This window comes from Bacteroides sp. D2, from assembly GCF_025147085.1.
Classification (GTDB): domain Bacteria; phylum Bacteroidota; class Bacteroidia; order Bacteroidales; family Bacteroidaceae; genus Bacteroides.
The window spans coordinates 4,768,341-4,787,003 of sequence record NZ_CP102261.1 but is presented as its reverse complement, the minus strand read 5'-3'; the positions used below and the strand labels follow the sequence as shown (position 1 = coordinate 4,787,003).

At 40.7% G+C, this 18,663-nt stretch carries 11 protein-coding genes; 2 read left to right on the top strand and 9 right to left on the bottom strand.

Annotated elements, in window-relative coordinates:
* Positions 1-63 precede the first annotated feature (63 nt).
* Positions 64-951, top strand: coding sequence for an SDR family NAD(P)-dependent oxidoreductase (locus NQ505_RS17485; protein WP_008999534.1), 888 nt, complete (start codon positions 64-66; stop codon positions 949-951).
* 14 nt (positions 952-965) lie between these two features.
* On the opposite strand, the gene NQ505_RS17480 is transcribed toward NQ505_RS17485, so the two are convergent.
* A complete protein-coding gene (locus tag NQ505_RS17480) occupies positions 966-1,772 on the bottom strand; it encodes a patatin-like phospholipase family protein (RefSeq protein WP_032853583.1) in 807 nt (268 codons plus the stop codon).
* A gap of 153 nt (positions 1,773-1,925) precedes the next feature.
* On the opposite strand from NQ505_RS17480, the gene NQ505_RS17475 reads away from it, so the two are divergent.
* Positions 1,926-2,816 (top strand): DMT family transporter, encoded by an 891-nt coding sequence (locus NQ505_RS17475; protein ID WP_008999532.1) that lies wholly within the window; start codon positions 1,926-1,928, stop codon positions 2,814-2,816.
* Between the two features lie 110 nt (positions 2,817-2,926).
* On the opposite strand, the gene NQ505_RS17470 is transcribed toward NQ505_RS17475, so the two are convergent.
* The 8 genes from NQ505_RS17470 to NQ505_RS17435 all read right to left on the bottom strand — a co-directional run bounded on the left by NQ505_RS17470 (position 2,927) and on the right by NQ505_RS17435 (position 18,651).
* On the bottom strand, positions 2,927-4,891 hold the full coding sequence (locus NQ505_RS17470; protein WP_008999531.1) for a DUF3826 domain-containing protein: 1,965 nt from the start codon (positions 4,889-4,891) through the stop codon (positions 2,927-2,929).
* 56 nt (positions 4,892-4,947) lie between these two features.
* Entirely contained in the window at positions 4,948-6,282 is a 1,335-nt protein-coding gene (locus tag NQ505_RS17465) for a glycoside hydrolase family 28 protein (RefSeq protein ID WP_008999530.1), read from the bottom strand.
* Positions 6,283-6,482: 200 nt separating this feature from the next.
* The gene (locus NQ505_RS17460) at positions 6,483-9,302 is read right to left on the bottom strand and encodes a glycoside hydrolase family 78 protein (RefSeq protein ID WP_032853582.1); all 2,820 of its coding nucleotides are present in this window, start codon (positions 9,300-9,302) and stop codon (positions 6,483-6,485) included.
* Between the two features lie 37 nt (positions 9,303-9,339).
* Entirely contained in the window at positions 9,340-12,660 is a 3,321-nt protein-coding gene (locus NQ505_RS17455) for an MGH1-like glycoside hydrolase domain-containing protein (protein WP_008999528.1), read from the bottom strand.
* 32 nt (positions 12,661-12,692) lie between these two features.
* Positions 12,693-13,616, bottom strand: a complete 924-nt coding sequence (locus NQ505_RS17450; RefSeq protein ID WP_008999527.1) for a glycoside hydrolase family 43 protein — start codon at positions 13,614-13,616, stop codon at positions 12,693-12,695.
* Positions 13,617-13,821: 205 nt separating this feature from the next.
* On the bottom strand, positions 13,822-14,490 hold the full coding sequence (locus NQ505_RS17445) for a DUF3826 domain-containing protein (RefSeq protein WP_008999526.1): 669 nt from the start codon (positions 14,488-14,490) through the stop codon (positions 13,822-13,824).
* Between the two features lie 60 nt (positions 14,491-14,550).
* The gene (locus tag NQ505_RS17440) at positions 14,551-16,290 is read right to left on the bottom strand and encodes a thrombospondin type 3 repeat-containing protein (RefSeq protein ID WP_008999524.1); all 1,740 of its coding nucleotides are present in this window, start codon (positions 16,288-16,290) and stop codon (positions 14,551-14,553) included.
* A 177-nt stretch (positions 16,291-16,467) separates the two neighbouring features.
* On the bottom strand, positions 16,468-18,651 hold the full coding sequence (locus tag NQ505_RS17435) for a RagB/SusD family nutrient uptake outer membrane protein (protein ID WP_008999523.1): 2,184 nt from the start codon (positions 18,649-18,651) through the stop codon (positions 16,468-16,470).
* Between the last annotated feature and the right edge of the window lie 12 nt (positions 18,652-18,663).

The following is an 18,663-nucleotide window of genomic DNA, read 5'->3' as shown; positions in this document are numbered from 1 at the left end:
GCGGTCGATTCTTTGTATTTATCCATTTTATATTTTACATTTGCCAAGAAATAAAAAAGAACGATGGCAGATAATTATATAGAAAGGCAACAGGAACAATATGAAGCCAGAAAGGCTGCTTGGAAACAAGCACAGAAATATGGTAAGAAGAAATCTACAACAGTTCATCCGACCGAATCGGCTTCGTGTACTCCAATGACCTCAAAATCATCCCCCTCCAAAAGAAGAGTATTTATAACAGGAGGAGCGGAAGGTATAGGCAAGGCAATAGTAGAAGCTTTTTGCCTGTCCGGCGATCAAGTCGCTTTTTGTGATATAAATGAAATAGCGGGACAAGAGACTGCAAAAGCAACCGGATCTATATTCCATAAAGTCGATGTCAGCGATAAGGATGCGCTTGAAAGTTGCATGCAACGTATTCTTTCCGAATGGAATGATATTGATATTATTGTCAACAACGTCGGTATTAGTCAATTTTCGTCTATCACCGAAACGAGCGTAGAGGATTTCGACAAAATTCTTTCTATCAACCTACGCCCTGTATTTATCACCTCCCGCCTGCTTGCCATACATCGTAAAGAACAGTCTTCTCCTAATCCATACGGCCGGATTATCAATATCTGCTCCACACGTTACCTGATGAGTGAATCGGGAAGTGAAGGTTACGCAGCTTCGAAAGGCGGTATCTATTCTTTAACTCATGCACTGGCCTTGTCGTTATCCGAATGGAATATCACCGTCAACTCTATTGCTCCGGGATGGATACAAACTCATGATTATGACCAACTCCGGCCGGAAGATCATTCACAACATCCTTCGCGACGGGTAGGCAAACCGGAAGATATTGCTCGTATGTGTTTGTTTCTCTGTGAAGAAAACAATGATTTCATCAATGGAGAAAATATCACGATTGACGGAGGAATGACGAAAAAGATGATTTATCTGGAGTAATTTAAAGTATCATATTATTCATTGTCGAGAAATTCTTTCAACACGCTTCGGGTAACTTCCACTCCTGTCTTCACTATCGAGGCTGCATGATGAAACTCCAACATATCATAGGTATCACCGGACATCTGAATTAAGATATCCGGCTGACAACGCTCTATCTGGTAACGAGTGATTTGTTGCATCATCATTCTTGAAGATTCTGTCAATAGATTATAAGGAGATATTTTCTTTTTCTTTCCGGAATCGAGGGGTGCATTCACATCGACAGCTATCAGGATATCTCCTTCAATGCGTTTTACATGAGCCAATGGAAGAGGATTCAGAATGCCTCCGTCAATCAAAACCATACCGTCTTTTCTCAACGGACGGAAAAGCATGGGGATAGAAATAGATGCACGGATAGCTTCATGTAAGCTCCCCCTGTCAAACCTCACTTCCTGATCGCGGACAATATCCGTAGCCATTGCTACATAAGGGACAGGCAAGTCTTCAATATTCATGTCCGGAATAATCTGTTTCAGTTCTTTGATAAAACGGTCACCTTTCACCAATCCATCCCGGCTTAAAGTAATATCCGCCAATTCCCACATCTTACGTTTATCCCAACTATATAGCCACTCCTTACATTCTTCCATTTTTCCTGAAGCGTACATCGCCCCCACCATAGCTCCCATCGAGCTTCCTGCAATAGAGGTGATCTCAAAATTGTGACGGAGCAATTCTTCAATTACTCCTATATGCGCTATTCCACGTGCTCCTCCCATAGAAAGGACCAATGCTACTTTTTGCTTATCCATATCATATATATTTCTATTAGCCATCCACAAAATAACACATTTTCTGCGAAAAAGATGTTTAAATCAATTTAAGAATCTGTTAATCGAAGAAAAACACACTGTTCAAATAATAAACAAAAGAATTTAGTAACTTTGCGGCCTCAATAGGCTTATAGTTAATTATAGAGTAATCATAAAATGAAAGAAGCTTTCATCAAGCTGCATATATCCATTATTATTGCAGGCGCTACAGGAGTATTCGGGAAGTTGATAACACTCAATGAGGGATTGTTAGTCTGGTGGAGAATGATGTTTGCAACTTTGATACTGGCAGGTATTCTATACTTTGCGAAAAAGTTACCAAAACTTCCTTTGAAAGAAATACTAAAGATTAGTGGTGTCGGAGTACTGTTGGCACTGCATTGGATATTCTTCTATGGAAGTATCAAAGCCTCCAATGTTTCTATCGGGGTGGTTTGTTTCTCAATGGTGGGTTTCTTTACGGCTTTTCTGGAGCCACTGATTAATCGGCATAGAGTGTCACTGAAAGAAGTTACATTCAGCCTGCTTACCCTATTCGGAATTGTCCTGATATTCCATTTTGATACTCGTTATCGTATGGGAATAACATTAGGTATTATATCTTCTGCATTGGCGGCGCTATTTACTATAACCAATAAGAAGACGGCAAAGAATCATGCTTCAAGTGCCCTGTTACTGTATGAGATGTTTGGCGGATTTATTGGAGTTTCCTGTATTCTTCCTTTCTATTTGCATTATTTTCCGGTGTCCACTATCGTGCCCGGTATGGGAGACTTAATCAATCTACTATTACTCGCTTCTTTCTGTACTGTCGGACTATATTTATTGCAAATTCAGGTTCTGAAAAAGATTTCAGCATTTACGGTCAATTTAAGTTATAATCTGGAACCTATATATAGCATCATTCTGGCCATGATTATTTTCAATGAGGCCAAAGAACTGAATATTGCTTTTTATTCCGGGCTCGGGATGATTATCTTATCTGTTATTTTGCAGACACTAAGCGTTACATTTCAAAAGAAATTTAGTATACCACAACAATCATAAGAATTTAAAATAAGATCCCTATCCGGGATAGTTAAAACAAAAAGGTAGCAATCCTCTACATCATACGGATTGCTACCTTTTTTAGCTTCTTATATTCAAATCAAGTAATTCTATTTCTTTTCTTGAGCCTTCTTTTCTTCCTGTCGTTTATTCACATAATCCTTGAACATCTGACGCCAGTTACGACCATGCTCATTGAAATACTGTTCGCATTTGGTTTTATAAATTTCGAAGATGGCAGAGATCTGCTTCATATTCTTATAGTCAATAGCCTGTTCGCGAGCCAGCTTCAACTGTTCCAGGACGTAAGCAGTTTCCTCCTCTGTCATATTGGGCACAATGGTCTGATAACCTTTCAAGGTAAAAGCGACTTTACCTACCGTATATTTATCGAGGATTTGTTCTATCTGTTCTTCAGTCAATACTCTGCGTAACTCTTTCATTAGCCTTTCATGTACTTCTTTCGGCATAGCAGAATCTGCAATCATTTCACGGTCGAGCTTGGAAAGCGGCTTGCCTGTAAGAGGATTGATACCCTCGGGAATTGTTGTATAGGGATGCTCATTGTGCCAGTCGCGAACTTTACGAAGATGGTTATAAATAGCTGTTGCCGCAAAACCTGCCTTTTTCTCATCATCCAACTTTAAAGAAGCTACCCAGTCCATGGCTTTCTTTTCAAGAGAAGCATCTGATTTTAAATCAGCAAAGGCCTTCTTGTCAAAATAGGCGGCTACCTTGTCAAATGACCGGATTGCACCTTCGGGAAGCAAAGCTCCTTTTTCTCCAAAACTATACATAGCAGATTCCGGTTCAATGGTAACTTTGCTTTCGTCCAGCATCTTTTTGTCCAACTTGAACACGTCTGCGAAGAAATCATAAACAGCATTCCGTTTGTTCGGACCAAAGTCATGTTTCTCCTTGGGGAGATGTACATTCGTTACTTTGTCTTTCGCGTTATAGAATCCATAAATTCGTTGCAAATAAGGAAATTCAAGAGTAGGAACACTAGCCGTCCAGTCGCCACCATCAGATACCACGAGTTGTGGACGAGGGGCAAAAGTAGCAGCTAGCTCCGCATTACAGGTTCCTCCTGCAGAAAGTTGAATGGGCATTCCGCTTTCACACGGACAGCCACCGTCAAAGTGAGAAGCAAGGCTCACCACGGGAGCAGAAGCAGTAAAACGATCATCTAATACACTCAACAAAACAGTATGAGTGCCCCCTCCTGAACCACCATTTGTACCGATACGACTGGTATCAATATCCTTACGGGAAGCAAGCATAGACTCAAGAATCAACAAGCTATTCATTGCCTGAATAGTGTGCGCCGCACTACTACGATGTGCCGCACTGCCAACTTGTAAAGCCGACTCTCCCCATCCGAACAAATCATAATCCACACAAATAGCTCCCATACGTGCTAAAGTGCCCATACGTTGTTGCTGGTCCTCACGATAACGTCCGCCACCAAAATGTCCGTTAGGACAAATAATCAACGCATGTTTTCCTTTTGATTGAGGTGTGTAGATAGAACCGCAAACATATAAGCCGGGAAGTGTTTCAAGTGCAAAATTCTGCACTGTATAGCCATCAAACTTACGTATCTTCGAAAGAATAGGTTTGGATTTAACACATTGAGCTAGTAAAGTGTCGATACCCAAACGTTGACGCACTTCTTTTTTCAAAGAATCAACGCGAAGTTCAAAAGCCTGTCGATCTGCATAAAGAGTATTCAAATAAGCCAGCATCTTTTCTCCGTCTGCATCCGTACGACGTGGATATTCATACGCTTTTAGCTTATACATATTTCCTTTCTGTTTGACAAATTTATAATCGAAAGGTGCCAATACATTCGTCAGGGATTCTTCTACAGAATAAGGACGAATACGAAAGTCGGCATAAGGCAACACTTTTCCCACTGTATCAATATCATATTTCAGGCGGACTCCGAAACGGTTTTGAATATCCGTCAGTACTTCATTCAAGGGACGGGCAAATTCCGTCTCGTATGTTTGTGTCTGCGCTTCAGCCGAAAGAGATGCGGCAAGAAGCATGGTAAAAAGGATTCGTTTCATTTTTAATTATTTGATTCTAAGTAAGTCATCATAAAGACATCAGATGCAGAGCAGGATTACATTTTAATCTCTTCACCATTGACGATCACATCATCCATCGTGATACGCTCACAATTTTCAAAGATACATTTCTGTTTTCCTCCCTGAATATGAATATCACGCAAAACAATGTCAGATATCGGCGCTTCTTCCAAACCCACTATTTTGATTGGAGTCTTTACATCTGTCACAGTCATTCCACTGATATGTACGTTACGGAAGATCGGAGTGCGTTCACTCTTTGGTTCCGCAGGCATTTTACTATATTTCAAATTCAGCACGACTGCTTCCTGTTTAATATTACTCATAACAACGTTGCTAACGCGAATGTCTTCAACGACTCCTCCCCTTCCACGGGTTGACTTGATGCGGATTCCACGATCCGTTCCGTCAAATACGCAATTGGAAATAGTCACTTTACGCACACTTCCACTCATCTCACTGCCGATAACAACGCCTCCATGGCCGGAAAGCATGGTACAGTTGGTTATGGTGATATTTTCGCAAGGTACTCCCAAACGACGGGCCTGCGCATCTCTTCCGGACTTGATTGTTATGCAATCGTCCCCCACTGATATATGGCAGTCACTGATATGCACATTGCGGCAGGATTCCGGATTAACCCCGTCTGTATTTGGTGAAGGGGCATTATCAATAGTTATCCCCTTTATTATTACATTATCGCAAAATTCAGGATTCACCGTCCAGAAAGGAGAATTGATAATTTTCACTCCTTCAATCTTTACTTTCTTACAACGAACGGGCTGGATAAACAGAGGACGGAAAAAGCGACGCTGCAACGTAGTTACATAATCCTTATTCGTTTCAGCATAAATCGCTGTCGTATCGTTTGCTGCATCCCACATCGGCTGATATTTATTTATATCACGCATGCCGTTATCTTTCAAATCAATCATGACACGAAAGAACTCCATCCACCATTTCTTTCCCTGTCCGTCCAAAGTTCCTTCTCCTTTGATGGTAATATTCTCGGCATCTACCGCATAGATCAAAGGCTGGAAACTTTTCATCATCACTCCTTCGTGACGAACCTCGACAAAAGGAAGATAGTCATCGAAGTTGTCAGAAAAGAGCAAAGTAGCTCCGGCTTCCAACTCCAGTGTAATGTTGCTTTTCAGATGAATACTTCCTGTCAGGTAAGTCCCGGCAGGAAAGAAAAGAGTACCTCCGCCGCCACGGTTCAAACGATCAATCGTTGAATTGATTAGCTTTGTATTAAGAGCCTTACCATTTGCTTTTGCACCGGTCTTCAACATATCCACACGCTCGGCACGGAGAATTGTGGTTGCACAGAAGCAAAGAAAGACGAGAAAAGTTGTCCGTAAATTCATAATCGATATTATTAAATTATATTTCATCATTGTCTTCTAAAAAATCATGCTAATAGAATCTTTTTTTCTTCCCAATGTTTGAATACAATCATTAAAATGTTTTTTTCAAACATGCTATATGATTAAAATAAAGATGCTGCGTGGCTTTTTCTATGAATACATTGTTTTTTTAATTCTACAAATATATGCAAAAGGTTCTTTCATCTTGCACAAACCAATTGATATGTTCCACTCTGTATCTCTTTGGGTTCTTTTTCTCCCGGAAGATAAACGACAGCCGTAGTATTCACCGGAACAGATATGTTTAAAGTGAAAATTCCGTTCTGGCTAGTCCAATCTACAACAATAGTACCGTATAAAGTTTCATACGATGCTTTGACATATTTCAAATCTCCTACAGGCTGGGGAGCGATGATAAACTTTTGATAGGTAGTAGATGGGCGGATACCGACCAGCGAATTAAAGAACCATTCATCAATCTGTCCCATCATAAAGTGATTCCAGGAAGAACCTTGGCGGGGATCCCATTGCTCGGTTAAGGTGGTAGCACCGAATTTCAACTGGAAGCCATATCCTGGAGCTTCTTCGTGATTGAACATCTTATAAATAAGTTCGTGCTGACCATTACGCGCCAACGTCTGAATCAGATAGCGGTTACCCACATCACCGGTCGTTAAGCGATTGCCATGTGCTTCCACATCTTTAATCAGATTCATAAGTACTTTCTCATCCAACTTTGCATCCGGTTGATAACTGCCTTGTTCATCTGAATCCTGCGTCATCTGGAGGAATAACGGAAGTGCATTACTACATTGGCTCCCTGTACCATACTGTGCTGTCTCTTTATTGAGAAAACATTTATTAAATGAGGCAAGTATTTCATGTGCCAAAGAAGTATAATAATGAATGTCAAAGTCATTGCCAACCATTTTCGCAGCTTTTATTAAAAACATTACTGTCATATAATAATGCGCGGTAGCCACCAGGGGAACCGGTGTATTCCTAGAGAATCCGGCACGAAAATCTCCGTAATCATACCAATCTCCCAAGCCGAAAGAAAGAATACCCATCTCTGCACGAGTCTTCAGATAATCCACATAACGGCGCATATTCGGATAATATTTCTTAATCAACGAGTCATCTCCATACGTCTCATAGTACATAAATGGGAAAATAACCAGAGAACCACCCCATTCCGGAGATTCGGCAAATGCATCCATGCCCGGACCTTCAAAAACCACGTATTCCGGAGCAGTTGTCGGCATGGCACCGTTGGCATGTTGCGCATCTGCCATATTCTGCATAATCTGCGGAGCATAAGCTGTCAAATCATAGTTGTATAATAGCCCAGGACCATTCAGATGCACCTGTTCCAGCCAGCCTAGTTTTTCACGATGCGGACAATCTGTAAACACAGACTGCATATTGCTACGCACTGCTTTTTCGATCAATCGATGGGCAGCATTAAATATTCGGTTGGATGATTCGAAAGTGGAAACTTTCTTAGCTGAATTAAAGACGAAACAGGATTGAATATTCTTCAACACAGGCAATCTCTGCAGATTCTTTTGACCTTTTAAGACAGCCCCCTCGACTTGAATATATCTAAAACCGTAATAAGAGAAACGAGGATGCCAGGTTTCGTCACCTTCACCTTTCAGTGTATATTCATAATAGTGTTGACGTCCCGTTTGTCGCTGATTACAGGCACCTTCATCTGTCAATGCTTCGGCTACGAGCAGAGTTACTTTCTGTCCACGTTTACCACGTACTGTTATTTCCGGAAAGCCAGCCAGATTTTGCCCCATATCCAACACGAAAGCAGAAGGATCGACAGTTCTTTTAGTCGATTTAGAAGCTGAAGCAATCTGTTCTGCATTTAGTTTGGTTACCTTTTGAATATCATATCGTTCCATGATTTTCACCGGAGGCGCCATCTGTGGACGTAGTATTCCTTTAGGAGCTTCCTGTATAACTACCGGACGCCAATGACTATCATCAAAGCCAACCTGATTCCATCCTTTTTGCTCACGACGAGCATCGTAATCCTCACCTCCATATATGCAATTGAAAGTTACCGGACTAAAATCATATTTCCAGTCATTGTCAGAACGAAGTGTTGTAGATGTTCCATCTTCGTAATTAATAACCAGTTCAAATAAAAGTGTAGGAGGACCAAAACTTATCTGTAATTTGCGATAACGTCCTCCTTGCACATTATAGAATCCATTCCCCAATAAGATTCCCACGGCATTCTCACCATGCCGCAATTGTTCCGTTACATCATACGTGTTATAGTAAACAGTTTTATCATAATCACTCCACAGCGGAGCAAATTCACTGTTGCCTACTTTCTTGCCATTCAAAGAGAATTCATAGAATCCCAAACCACAAACGTATGCAGTTGCTTCTACTATTTTCTTGCCCGATTGGCGGTTTGTATTCCCTTCTGTCTTATCTCCCACCTGGAATGTTCTTCGCAAACAAATACTTTTCTTTGCTAAAGTGTCCACTGCTTCCCAAGCTGCCTTTACCTCCGGTTTCTTCAACTCTCCACCATGAAACTTGCGTCCTTCCGGTAAATGAGCATTCTGACGAGTGATAGCTCCAATCCATTTTCCTTCGGAAAGTCTTGAAGAAGCAGAGCGAAACTTTGCTTCACGACTCCATTCAGAGGGTGCATCTGTCTCATCCCAAACACGAACCCGCCAACTATAATTAAATTGATTATCAGGCCGTATATCTGCCCCCTCTATAGAAACCAGCTGGCTCTGTGTAGAATAGACTTTTCCACTATTCCAAACGGAACGTCCTGTAAAAGCTTCCCGGATGTCAATCTCATAAGCTGATTGTCGCGTTCCATTTTCCGGCGATTCCATCACCCATCCCAAGCGAGGTGAACCTTCGACCACTACCAGACCTTCCTGCATTTCACAGGTAAGGCGGCTGATTGTTATAGTCTTTGCCTGCATAAAACATGGCAGGCAAAGAAAAAGAAGGAGATATTTCTTTATATTCATTGTTCAGACTATCCTATCTATATTATCAGATAAATGATTATTTGAGTACATCCTTGCAAACGATTCTTGTCAATGTATCTGCATAACCGACTTCTTTACCATCCACAAAAATGCGTAAGCCTTTTCCACAATGATAACGATCGCCGTTCTTATCCCAAAGAATCGTCAAATTATGACCGTGATATAGCACATTATCCAAGCAGAACCAATCCCAGTTGTCGACAGGGATCAATGGATTTACTTCAATTGTATTATCCAGACGCGGACGAAGTCCAATCAGTCCTGTAATCATCAAATCGTTGAAAGTAGAATGATTATAGTAGCGGCTGCGCTCCTGATCCCCTTTCAACCAATAACCGGTCACTTCATCCAGATATTCGCCAATGTAAGGACGACCACGATGGTACTGTGACTCCACATACAATTCCATCTGACGGAAATATACACTGTCAGACAATACGGTCTGCGGATAATTATTCATAAAGTTAGCCATTGCTGTCAATGTCTGTGCAGAAGCAAACGGCCAGATAGCCCCATCCCACTCACACTTACCCACTCCACGTGTACGGAATTCCGGATGACGACGTTCTGCAGTAGTTAATCCATAAGGAGCAGAGAAACCTTTTTCATCCAGAATCTCTTTCCAGGCAACTTCATATTTCTTTGTCGTATCCGGCAGGTTGAAATACCAGGGAATATATCCGATTGCTTCACGGACATTTGCTGAAGAATCCGTACGCATCGTCTCAAAAAACTGGTGACGGGTATTCCACAACTCATTCTCTACCAGATTTCTCAATGTGTCTGCTCTCATACCATATTTCATAGCCATTCCTTCATCACCGGAAAGAATTCCCATACATGAAAGTGCTTTGGCATTGCCATACATATAACTATTGATTGTCGGGCGGGCATATTTTTTCTTCCGTCCACCACTGATAGATTCTTCCATTCCATCCTGTACATCCCCCTGCCAGTACAATCCATTCTTCAAACGGTTCGTACGTTCCCAACGTTGATATTCAGTTTCCAGATCTTTTTTCATATCCAGCATAAAATCTTTATCCCCATCTACCATATAACGGGCCAATACAGCATCCGCATTCCATGAGCTGAACTTATCCATTTTCTTCATCGGACCGCCGTCATTGCCACGATACCATGTATGAATAATCTGATCCAGATATTTAGGGTCACGTAACCAACGGCTCTCATAAATATGATGTCCGATCGCACAAGCGATCAGGTTATATTTATCAGAATAGGAACGCTGAACGAGGAACTCCGTCATACCATATCCTACAGGAGTTTCTTTGATATGCTTACGCAATGACCACCAACGATAATAATACATCTCTTCAAAGTTATGTTGCGGGCATTCAAACAAAGGAATATTTTCCTCCATCCATTCCGAGGCTTTTGCATTAGGAATTGCCTGAACGATGTTCTCATCTTCCATGTGGTTGAAATAGTCTGCATAATGACTGAAATCAGCATACTTTAAAAAAGCAGAAGATGCATCTTTATCCGTAGAAGATGTTTTCACATTGGCAATACCATATCCTGCCAATGAATCTTGTGCACCTGCATTTGGCAGATCATAAGTCTGATCGGCAGGAGTATCTACAGTCGGGAATGTACGAGGTACACCGGTACGGAATACGATCCGTTCAACAGCAGCCACAGGTGCGTAGAACATACGCAGTCCTACTCTTTTACCATCTACATATACTTGAATATTACGATCGGCAGTTGAAAGAACTGCTTCCACGTGATAAACCTTTCCTGCTTCATATTTCATCATATTTGCAAACCGAGAGCCACCTTTCATTCGGAAAATTCCATCATCAGTAAGTTCCATACGGGAACATGCTATTCCATTCTCATCCAGGAATTCAATCTGAAGGGTACCTTTATCATTTTGCCCGGCTTTCAAATCGAATGATACTTTCAACTCTTTAGAAGCCGGTATTTTTCGTTCCACTTTTGCATAATCAAACGGGTCTTTATCTTGCAGTTTCAGCCATTGACCTTCCAGAGAAACCGGAGCCCAAACCGGAGAATAAATATTCCAGTCAGTCAGTTCTGCAATTGATTTATTGTTTGAGAAATCATCGTCCGCATGTGCTGAAGCATTTATCTCTACCGGAACAGGAATGCGGGAAATCCACATATCTTCCTTATTCACGCTGTAAGAAACCCATAAATCACCATCTGCAGGTATTCCATTACCTTCCTGAATACCACGTGGATATTGGGGACCGTATGATTTATAATTTCCTCCATAGCGCATTGGAGTGATTTCACCATGCACTAAATTTAATGTCGTATATTCCAATCCATCTTTACTCAAAGAGATAGCTAGCGGCCAACGAAATTCCGATGGATTATATACTGTAGCATACGTTCCGTCACTTAGACGTTGTCCCCAGATTTTTGCATTGCTATTTACGAAGCCTTTTGCACGAAGCACCGGTTCTGCCCAGGTATGTCCGCCATCCTCACTGATAGAAGTAAGTGCATGTTTCCAAAGACTGGCAATACGTCCATCCGGCAATGTATAACAATTGAATGCTTTATATCCTTTCTTCAACGGAATGAGAGGATCTTCACGGTCGGCTTCTTCCACCCACTGCATCATATACAGCGGATTATCGAGAATTTCCTGGCAAGCTTTCACAAACTCACGATCCTTACTTTTCTTAAAATATGGATAATCGGTATTCTTTTCATTAAATCCATGATTATAATAAATGAAATAGATCGGTCCGAAAGAACCGTCTTTCTTTATTTCACGAACTACGCGGCCAATACCGTTTCCATCATTGGGGTCATCCTTTTTATCCAAAGCAACTCCATAATTCCCCATTGTAATCAGTTTGCCGGATTTAGAGACATAAAATCCAACACGTTGGTGCATAATGGCAATCAGATCTTTGGCCTGCACACCCGGACGAGATTCTTTGGTATATCCATCGGGCACTTTATAAGGAGGGAATACAATTTCCGGATTCGTCCAATGATATCCATCCTTCGAAGTCATCAGAAAAGTCTGTGAAGGCGGTATGTGTTCATCAGAAGGGTCTGCCAGGTATTGATAGAAAAACTGGCCATTCCAATAAGCGAGCATCGGCTGGTGATTATAAGTCCATCCATTGCCGTTCGAAGCATCCGGATGTTCGCGATTGGCACGTACCAATTGAATATTATGCACTCCGACTACCGGAGACAGTTGCCCGTCGTGATAAGCAGGATTTGATAATTCTTTTCCTGTATAATGGATTCTATCTTGTGCAAAGGCTGTAGTAGTCAACCATCCGGCAGCCAGTACAAAAAGAATTTTAGCAGAGTTGTTCATGATTTATTTCTGATTTTAAATTAGTTCCGGATTTATTTCTTTTCTTCCAGCAATGCCTTTACTAGTGATTCCGGAGCTTTGAATATTGTTCCATGCTTATGTCCCACAGGGATGCTTACCTCTTCTGTTACGTCTGTAAAGTTCCGGAAATCCTTTGTACGCATAGCACCATATATTTTTTTCTTATACACATCAAAATAGATTAGATAATCATCGCCCAACTTCTCTACAGACGGTCCTTCTACAAAGGATTCAGTAAAAGGCTGGGATGCCGGCGAATAAGGTCCGGTCATAGAATCGGAAAAAGCGATTTTCAGATTACGCTCCGGACGGGTATTATCCTTAAGCACCATGACATAGTCATTCTTCGCCCGTTTCACTATGACAGCATCAATGGTGCTGAATCCCGGATCGTACAAAAGTTTAGCTTTCGAAACTGTCTTAAAATCTTTTGTAGTGATATAGTATAAACGATGATTGTTATTCTCTTCCTCTATCCCCTTTTCAAAACGTCCGGGGACACAAGAGGCCCATACGACCATAAACTGTTCACTCTCGTCGTCATAGAAAATCTCCGGAGCCCATACATTAATGGTAGTCGGTTCGTCTGCCATTACAGGAATCATCTGTTGCTCCGACCAATGAATCAGGTCTTTGGAATGTGCGTAACCAAACCCCAAATCGCCTTTCCAACTTGTAGTCCAGACCAAATGGTAAGTTCCATCCGGAGTGCGCACCATTGAAGGGTCCCGCATTAGTTGATGCTGCCCCAATTCCGGTTTCAACCAGATTCCCGGAATACTATCCCAATGCATTCCATCCTCACTATATAAGTATCTCAATCCCTCATCAGCCGGTTCATGAAATGAAGTGAACATATAGTAGTCTTTGTTACCTCCACAAGAAGCCAAAAACAGAAGACTTATTGCAGCTAATGTATTTCTTAACTTTTTCATTTCTATATTCTATAATTGTATCCTTTATACAGAGGAGACGATAATAAGTCTAATTTGTACTCAAATATAACGGAAGAATCACCAGATTCAAAATTTATATATGATAAAAGGGCGACTCTCCGAGCCACCCTTTCCACCATCAAACAAACTAACCATTTACAATGGGAAAGAATTTCGCTTCTTTTTATAGTATCTTATTTTTTTATTATAGAGAACCTCCACGAGCTTTTACACGTTTATACCATTCCTCACGTTCTTTCTTCAGGTCATATCCACGTTTAGCCAGGTAATTATTGATACGTCCTTTGTACTTTCCGAAAGCAGCGTGTTTCTTGTTCGAATTTTCTGCATCCAATGCGAATTCACGTGCCTCTATCAGCCAAGCATATATTTGGGCTTTTTCTTCTTCTTTCAAAGTGGGAATCATGTCCAGATGTGAATCATAAGTCACTTTCACCACTCCATAAGTCATGCCATCCTTCACCGCCTCTATTTGCTTTTCATCAAGAAAGAGGGATAAATCGGCAGGAAAAGCGAAATGTGAACGGTATAATGCCGCATCTTTTTCATTTTCGGCAGCTTTCAGTGCTTCATTTTTAGCATCGCCGGTCAACCCTGAATCTTTTACCTTCTTGACTTTTGCATCCCTTACTTCATAAATATCATTTAATTCGAAGTAACGATTGGCTATGATATTGCGAACGTCTTCGGCAATTTTCGCATCTGTAAGTCCAAGTTTATCAACGATCTTCTGGGATCGGCCGACAATAGACTTCACATATTCAGGATCACGATTCTCTTTATTTAAGTCGACTGCCTGTGCGGACATCCAACTAAAAATAAAAAGCAATGATAGTATCAGTATCTTTTTCATTGATATTGTTTTTAAAGTAAGATGCCGAAAGAAAACTTGGCTCCGGCATCTTACCGGCGATTACATTAATTTTCCTTTTTCAGCCAATGTATCATAGTTGTTCTTCATATCTCTCCAATCTACTTTATGCTTTGTGCTGATACCGTTGATATATTTTTCAATATTAGTATATCCGTCACCTGTACAATCTTTATTAGCATCACTCGGATCATTCGGATTCAAGCCATTGGCAATTTCCCATTCATCCGGCATACCGTCACCGTCTGTATCTACGTAAGGGGTACCTTTATATTCAGGGAATCCACCCATCTGGCGAATATCAGTAATAATACCCTGTTTATAAGAATCTTTCGGCAAACGACGATATTTAAACTGTCCGTCCTCACCCATTGATTTAGGAGACAAGCCGGTCAGATCGCCATAAGCATCTTTCGGAAGTTTCTTTTCATAATAAGGAATGCCTGTTTTCACTTCTTCAATCACACGTTCATCTACAATATCACGACAAGGGATAGTTGCACCTGCATGTTTCAATACATAATCATAAGCATCATTTGCACCCATAACTTTGATATACGGCATCTCAAACGGTTGATAAGTTCGTATATTTTCAGTATATCCGTCAGTATTTGGTTGATCTTCAATCTGGATACCACCTTTCCAGTTGTCTGCTGTAATGGCAGGATAGCCTTCCATGACATTTCCATCGGCATATACACGTCCATATACCTTATAGTTCAATTTACTACGTCCGGCTTCCGGCTTCAAAATACGATGTCCTACATTAGAGTCTTTCGGCGTAGCAGGTCCCGGTTTGTAGTAGTTATTAATCATATTGAACATTGCGGTATAATCACCACCGTCAGAAGAACGATGAACCCAGTTGAACACTACATTATTGACAAAGTTGAATATTCCATTCCAACCGATAGAAGGGTTACGTCCTGCATTACTAGCCCATAGGTTACGGGCAAATGCACAGTTTTCACCTCCCAAAGTGCTACCAAATGCATGGTTGTATGTATCCAATGCTTTTGCAGAGATTGTATTCTGAATAGTCACATTTACAGTAGGAAGTTTCAAATCTTTGCTTTCATATTGACCTTCACTAGGATCATACATATGACGATAGAAAGAAATATTCTCATCCAATCCCCATGAGCAAGAACAATGGTCTATCATGATGTTACCGATCGGATTACCTCCAAAGGAGTCATCACGATGCCAAACCTTTGTTTCTCCACGACGGAAACGCATATGACGCACAACAACATCATGTGTATCTACCCAAAATGATTCGCCGGCAATGCAAACGCCATCCCCGGGAGCTGTTTGCCCTGCAATAGTAACATAAGGAGCACGAACTATAATCGGAGACTCCAAACGGATAATACCTGCCACATTGAACACGATAATACGAGCGCCCCCTGTTTCACAAGCTTCACGGAAAGATCCAGGTCCACGATCATTCAAATTAGTCACAGTAATTACTTTACCGCCACGACCACCGAAACTATACATACCGCCTCCTTCTGCTCCAGGAAATGCCGGTATATTCGCTTGTGGCAAATCACATGGACGGCTAGCCCAAGGAATATAAGGACGTCCCTCTTTTGCTTCTTTCTGCACTATTGGCAGTGCCTTCGCCCATGCTTCATCAGAGCGCTTCCGCTCTTCGGTCATCATCTTTTTATAGTTTTCTTTGGCTTCGTCGGTTATTTGTGGGTATTGCGCCCATGCAACAGTCGGAGTCAACATTGCAGCAGCAAAAGCTGCTAATAATACATGTTTCTTCTTCATTTTTATTTGGTTTAGTGAAGTTGTTAATTCAAAAATACAATAATAAGACGAAAGAGAAAAAGATTTGTAATCAGTAGAGCTAATTATTTATAGCAAATCTACTCTTTAATCTAAAAAATATCTCCAACACTTTAAACAAGTATTGGAGATATATTAATCTTTAATCTAAGTTTTTAGTTATTCAGCTAATGGATCAAACGTACCTAATGCTCCACTTTGATTATAATCATTCCAGCCTATATTCTGCAGCAATGTTACATTATTCTGCATAAAATTCTGTTTAAAACCTATGAAATAATACTTTGGCAAGAAATTAATCTCATATTGTGGATCACCATCTACACGAGTTGTCTTACGATATAAATTTGCACGATAAAAATCTGCCAAATTATCAATAGCCGTATTAGTTGCTCCCTCGCTTGCCTTTTCTGTTAAAACAGTTTTTGAATCATCCAAATTCAAGACTGGTCGTGTAATTCCAGCTTTTACAATCGGATCAGCGTCCATTTTTGCTTCAGCTGTACCAAAAGAAGTATTCACACATACCTCTAAACCTGTTCGACGGTGGGTTTCATTAAATGGAGTAACTTTCAAATAATTACAAGTATTTCCATTAAATCCACTCAATTTCCAAGTAGATTTTAAGACCTCTTGTCCAACACCACCATCCCATAACATCCAGCGGCGCATATCATCAAAACGTTTGCCTTCGTATGCTAATTCTATCTGACGTTCATACAAAATAGCACCAAACAACTCACCACGATCCATCCTCTCCAATTTATCACCATAAGCTGCAACATCAGATTCACTATAACCTGCACGCAAACGAATATCTTTTAAGATACTGATGGCTTTATCGTAATTCTTGATACCACAAGCTGATTCTGCTAAATTTAATAAAACTTCTGCATAACGCATTTCCATGTAAGGAGCACCGCTCCATTTAAATGGTTCACTTACTGTCAGATCATAATTATACAATGGAGAAGAGTTCACACCTAAATCATCAGAGCGCTTACGAACATAAACTCCTTTTACATTTGTTGCCAATCCATCTGATCCATAGCCGCTCTGATCTTCTGCGATTTGCTTGTTTTCATCATCGTACCAAGTATAATTCCATAATACATATTCATCACCCGTATATGGATAATCCACCCCCTTAGATGTTGGATCGCCTTTAAATCTCCACATCACACCAGGGAAAGCAAATGTACGATAGAAACGCGGATCACGATTAAGGAAAAAACACTTCGAGTCATATGCATATTTTGACTCTCCCGGTTTCATGCCATCGGCCATTGGAAATAAATCGACCATTTGTGCTGTAGTAGCTTTACCACCACCTCCATACGTGTTTTTAGGACGAATAGAATTTTCCCATGAATTATTCTTGTTATAACTCGTTCCTGCAGATTCTTTTATAGTATTATATAAAGTTACAAATACAGCTTCAGGACTTTGGTAATCAGAAAACATCTTTGCCCAGTTTCCACCATTACGACCAGGATTACCAGCATAAGCTAATCCAAAGCCTCCCTCTGTCAATTTATTAACTGCTGCTTCATTGGATTGGTAAGCCAAATCCCAACGCGCTTCATCATCTCCACGATTAAATAAAGGACTGGCATAAAGCAACCGAGCACGACCTTGTAAAGCTAATGCTGTACCAGCAGTGACACGTCCATAATCTGCACTTAAAGTAGTATTCCAATTGACAGGCAGATAATTAGAAGCTGTTTCCAAATCATCACAAATAAAATCAATACAATCTTTCGTAGTTGAACGTGGAATGGACAAATCCAAACCTCCATCATCATTCAACATCGGTGTTTGTACATGATCTATAATCGGCATACCACCATAAATCTTAACTAATCTGTAATAACACCAAGCACGAAAAAAATAAGCCTGCCCCAATAATTCACGTTTTTGCTCTTCTGTCAATGTACTAGCAGTTACACCTTCAATAATATCATTACACTCACGAATACGTCCATAAGGGCTTGTATTCTTCATTTCACGATAAGCATAATCAGGTACTGTTGTATAATCAAGTTCCGTAGTCGGATCTATGAAAACAGAGAAACCTCCATATTCTTCTGTTGATTGCGAACATTCATCTGCCACACCTGCACTTGGAGTATCAAATCCGATCCCTGATGTTGAACTAGGAAGCAAATATTGATACAAAATATTAACGCGGCCTTTAGCACCTTCATAGTCATTATAAACCTCAGATGTAACAGCACCATAAGCTTTCTTATCTTGTAAGAATTCATCACTACACCCTTGGAAGAAAAGTGCTGTAGTTGCCATAATAGCAACTGCACTGAATTTTGTTATTCTATTTATCATAGTTATTTCCTT

Bases quoted from the DNA above. Each gene is read 5' to 3' on its own strand.
- NQ505_RS17435 (WP_008999523.1), bottom strand. From the start codon at position 18,651: ATGATAAATAGAATAACAAAATTCAGTGCAGTTGCTATTATGGCAACT.
- NQ505_RS17440 (WP_008999524.1), bottom strand. From the start codon at position 16,290: ATGAAGAAGAAACATGTATTATTAGCAGCTTTTGCTGCTGCAATGTTG.
- NQ505_RS17475 (WP_008999532.1), top strand. From the start codon at position 1,926: ATGAAAGAAGCTTTCATCAAGCTGCATATATCCATTATTATTGCAGGC.
- NQ505_RS17455 (WP_008999528.1), bottom strand. From the start codon at position 12,660: ATGAACAACTCTGCTAAAATTCTTTTTGTACTGGCTGCCGGATGGTTG.
- NQ505_RS17450 (WP_008999527.1), bottom strand. From the start codon at position 13,616: ATGAAAAAGTTAAGAAATACATTAGCTGCAATAAGTCTTCTGTTTTTG.
- NQ505_RS17460 (WP_032853582.1), bottom strand. From the start codon at position 9,302: ATGAATATAAAGAAATATCTCCTTCTTTTTCTTTGCCTGCCATGTTTT.
- NQ505_RS17445 (WP_008999526.1), bottom strand. From the start codon at position 14,490: ATGAAAAAGATACTGATACTATCATTGCTTTTTATTTTTAGTTGGATG.
- NQ505_RS17465 (WP_008999530.1), bottom strand. From the start codon at position 6,282: ATGAATTTACGGACAACTTTTCTCGTCTTTCTTTGCTTCTGTGCAACC.
- NQ505_RS17470 (WP_008999531.1), bottom strand. From the start codon at position 4,891: ATGAAACGAATCCTTTTTACCATGCTTCTTGCCGCATCTCTTTCGGCT.
- NQ505_RS17485 (WP_008999534.1), top strand. From the start codon at position 64: ATGGCAGATAATTATATAGAAAGGCAACAGGAACAATATGAAGCCAGA.
- NQ505_RS17480 (WP_032853583.1), bottom strand. From the start codon at position 1,772: ATGGCTAATAGAAATATATATGATATGGATAAGCAAAAAGTAGCATTG.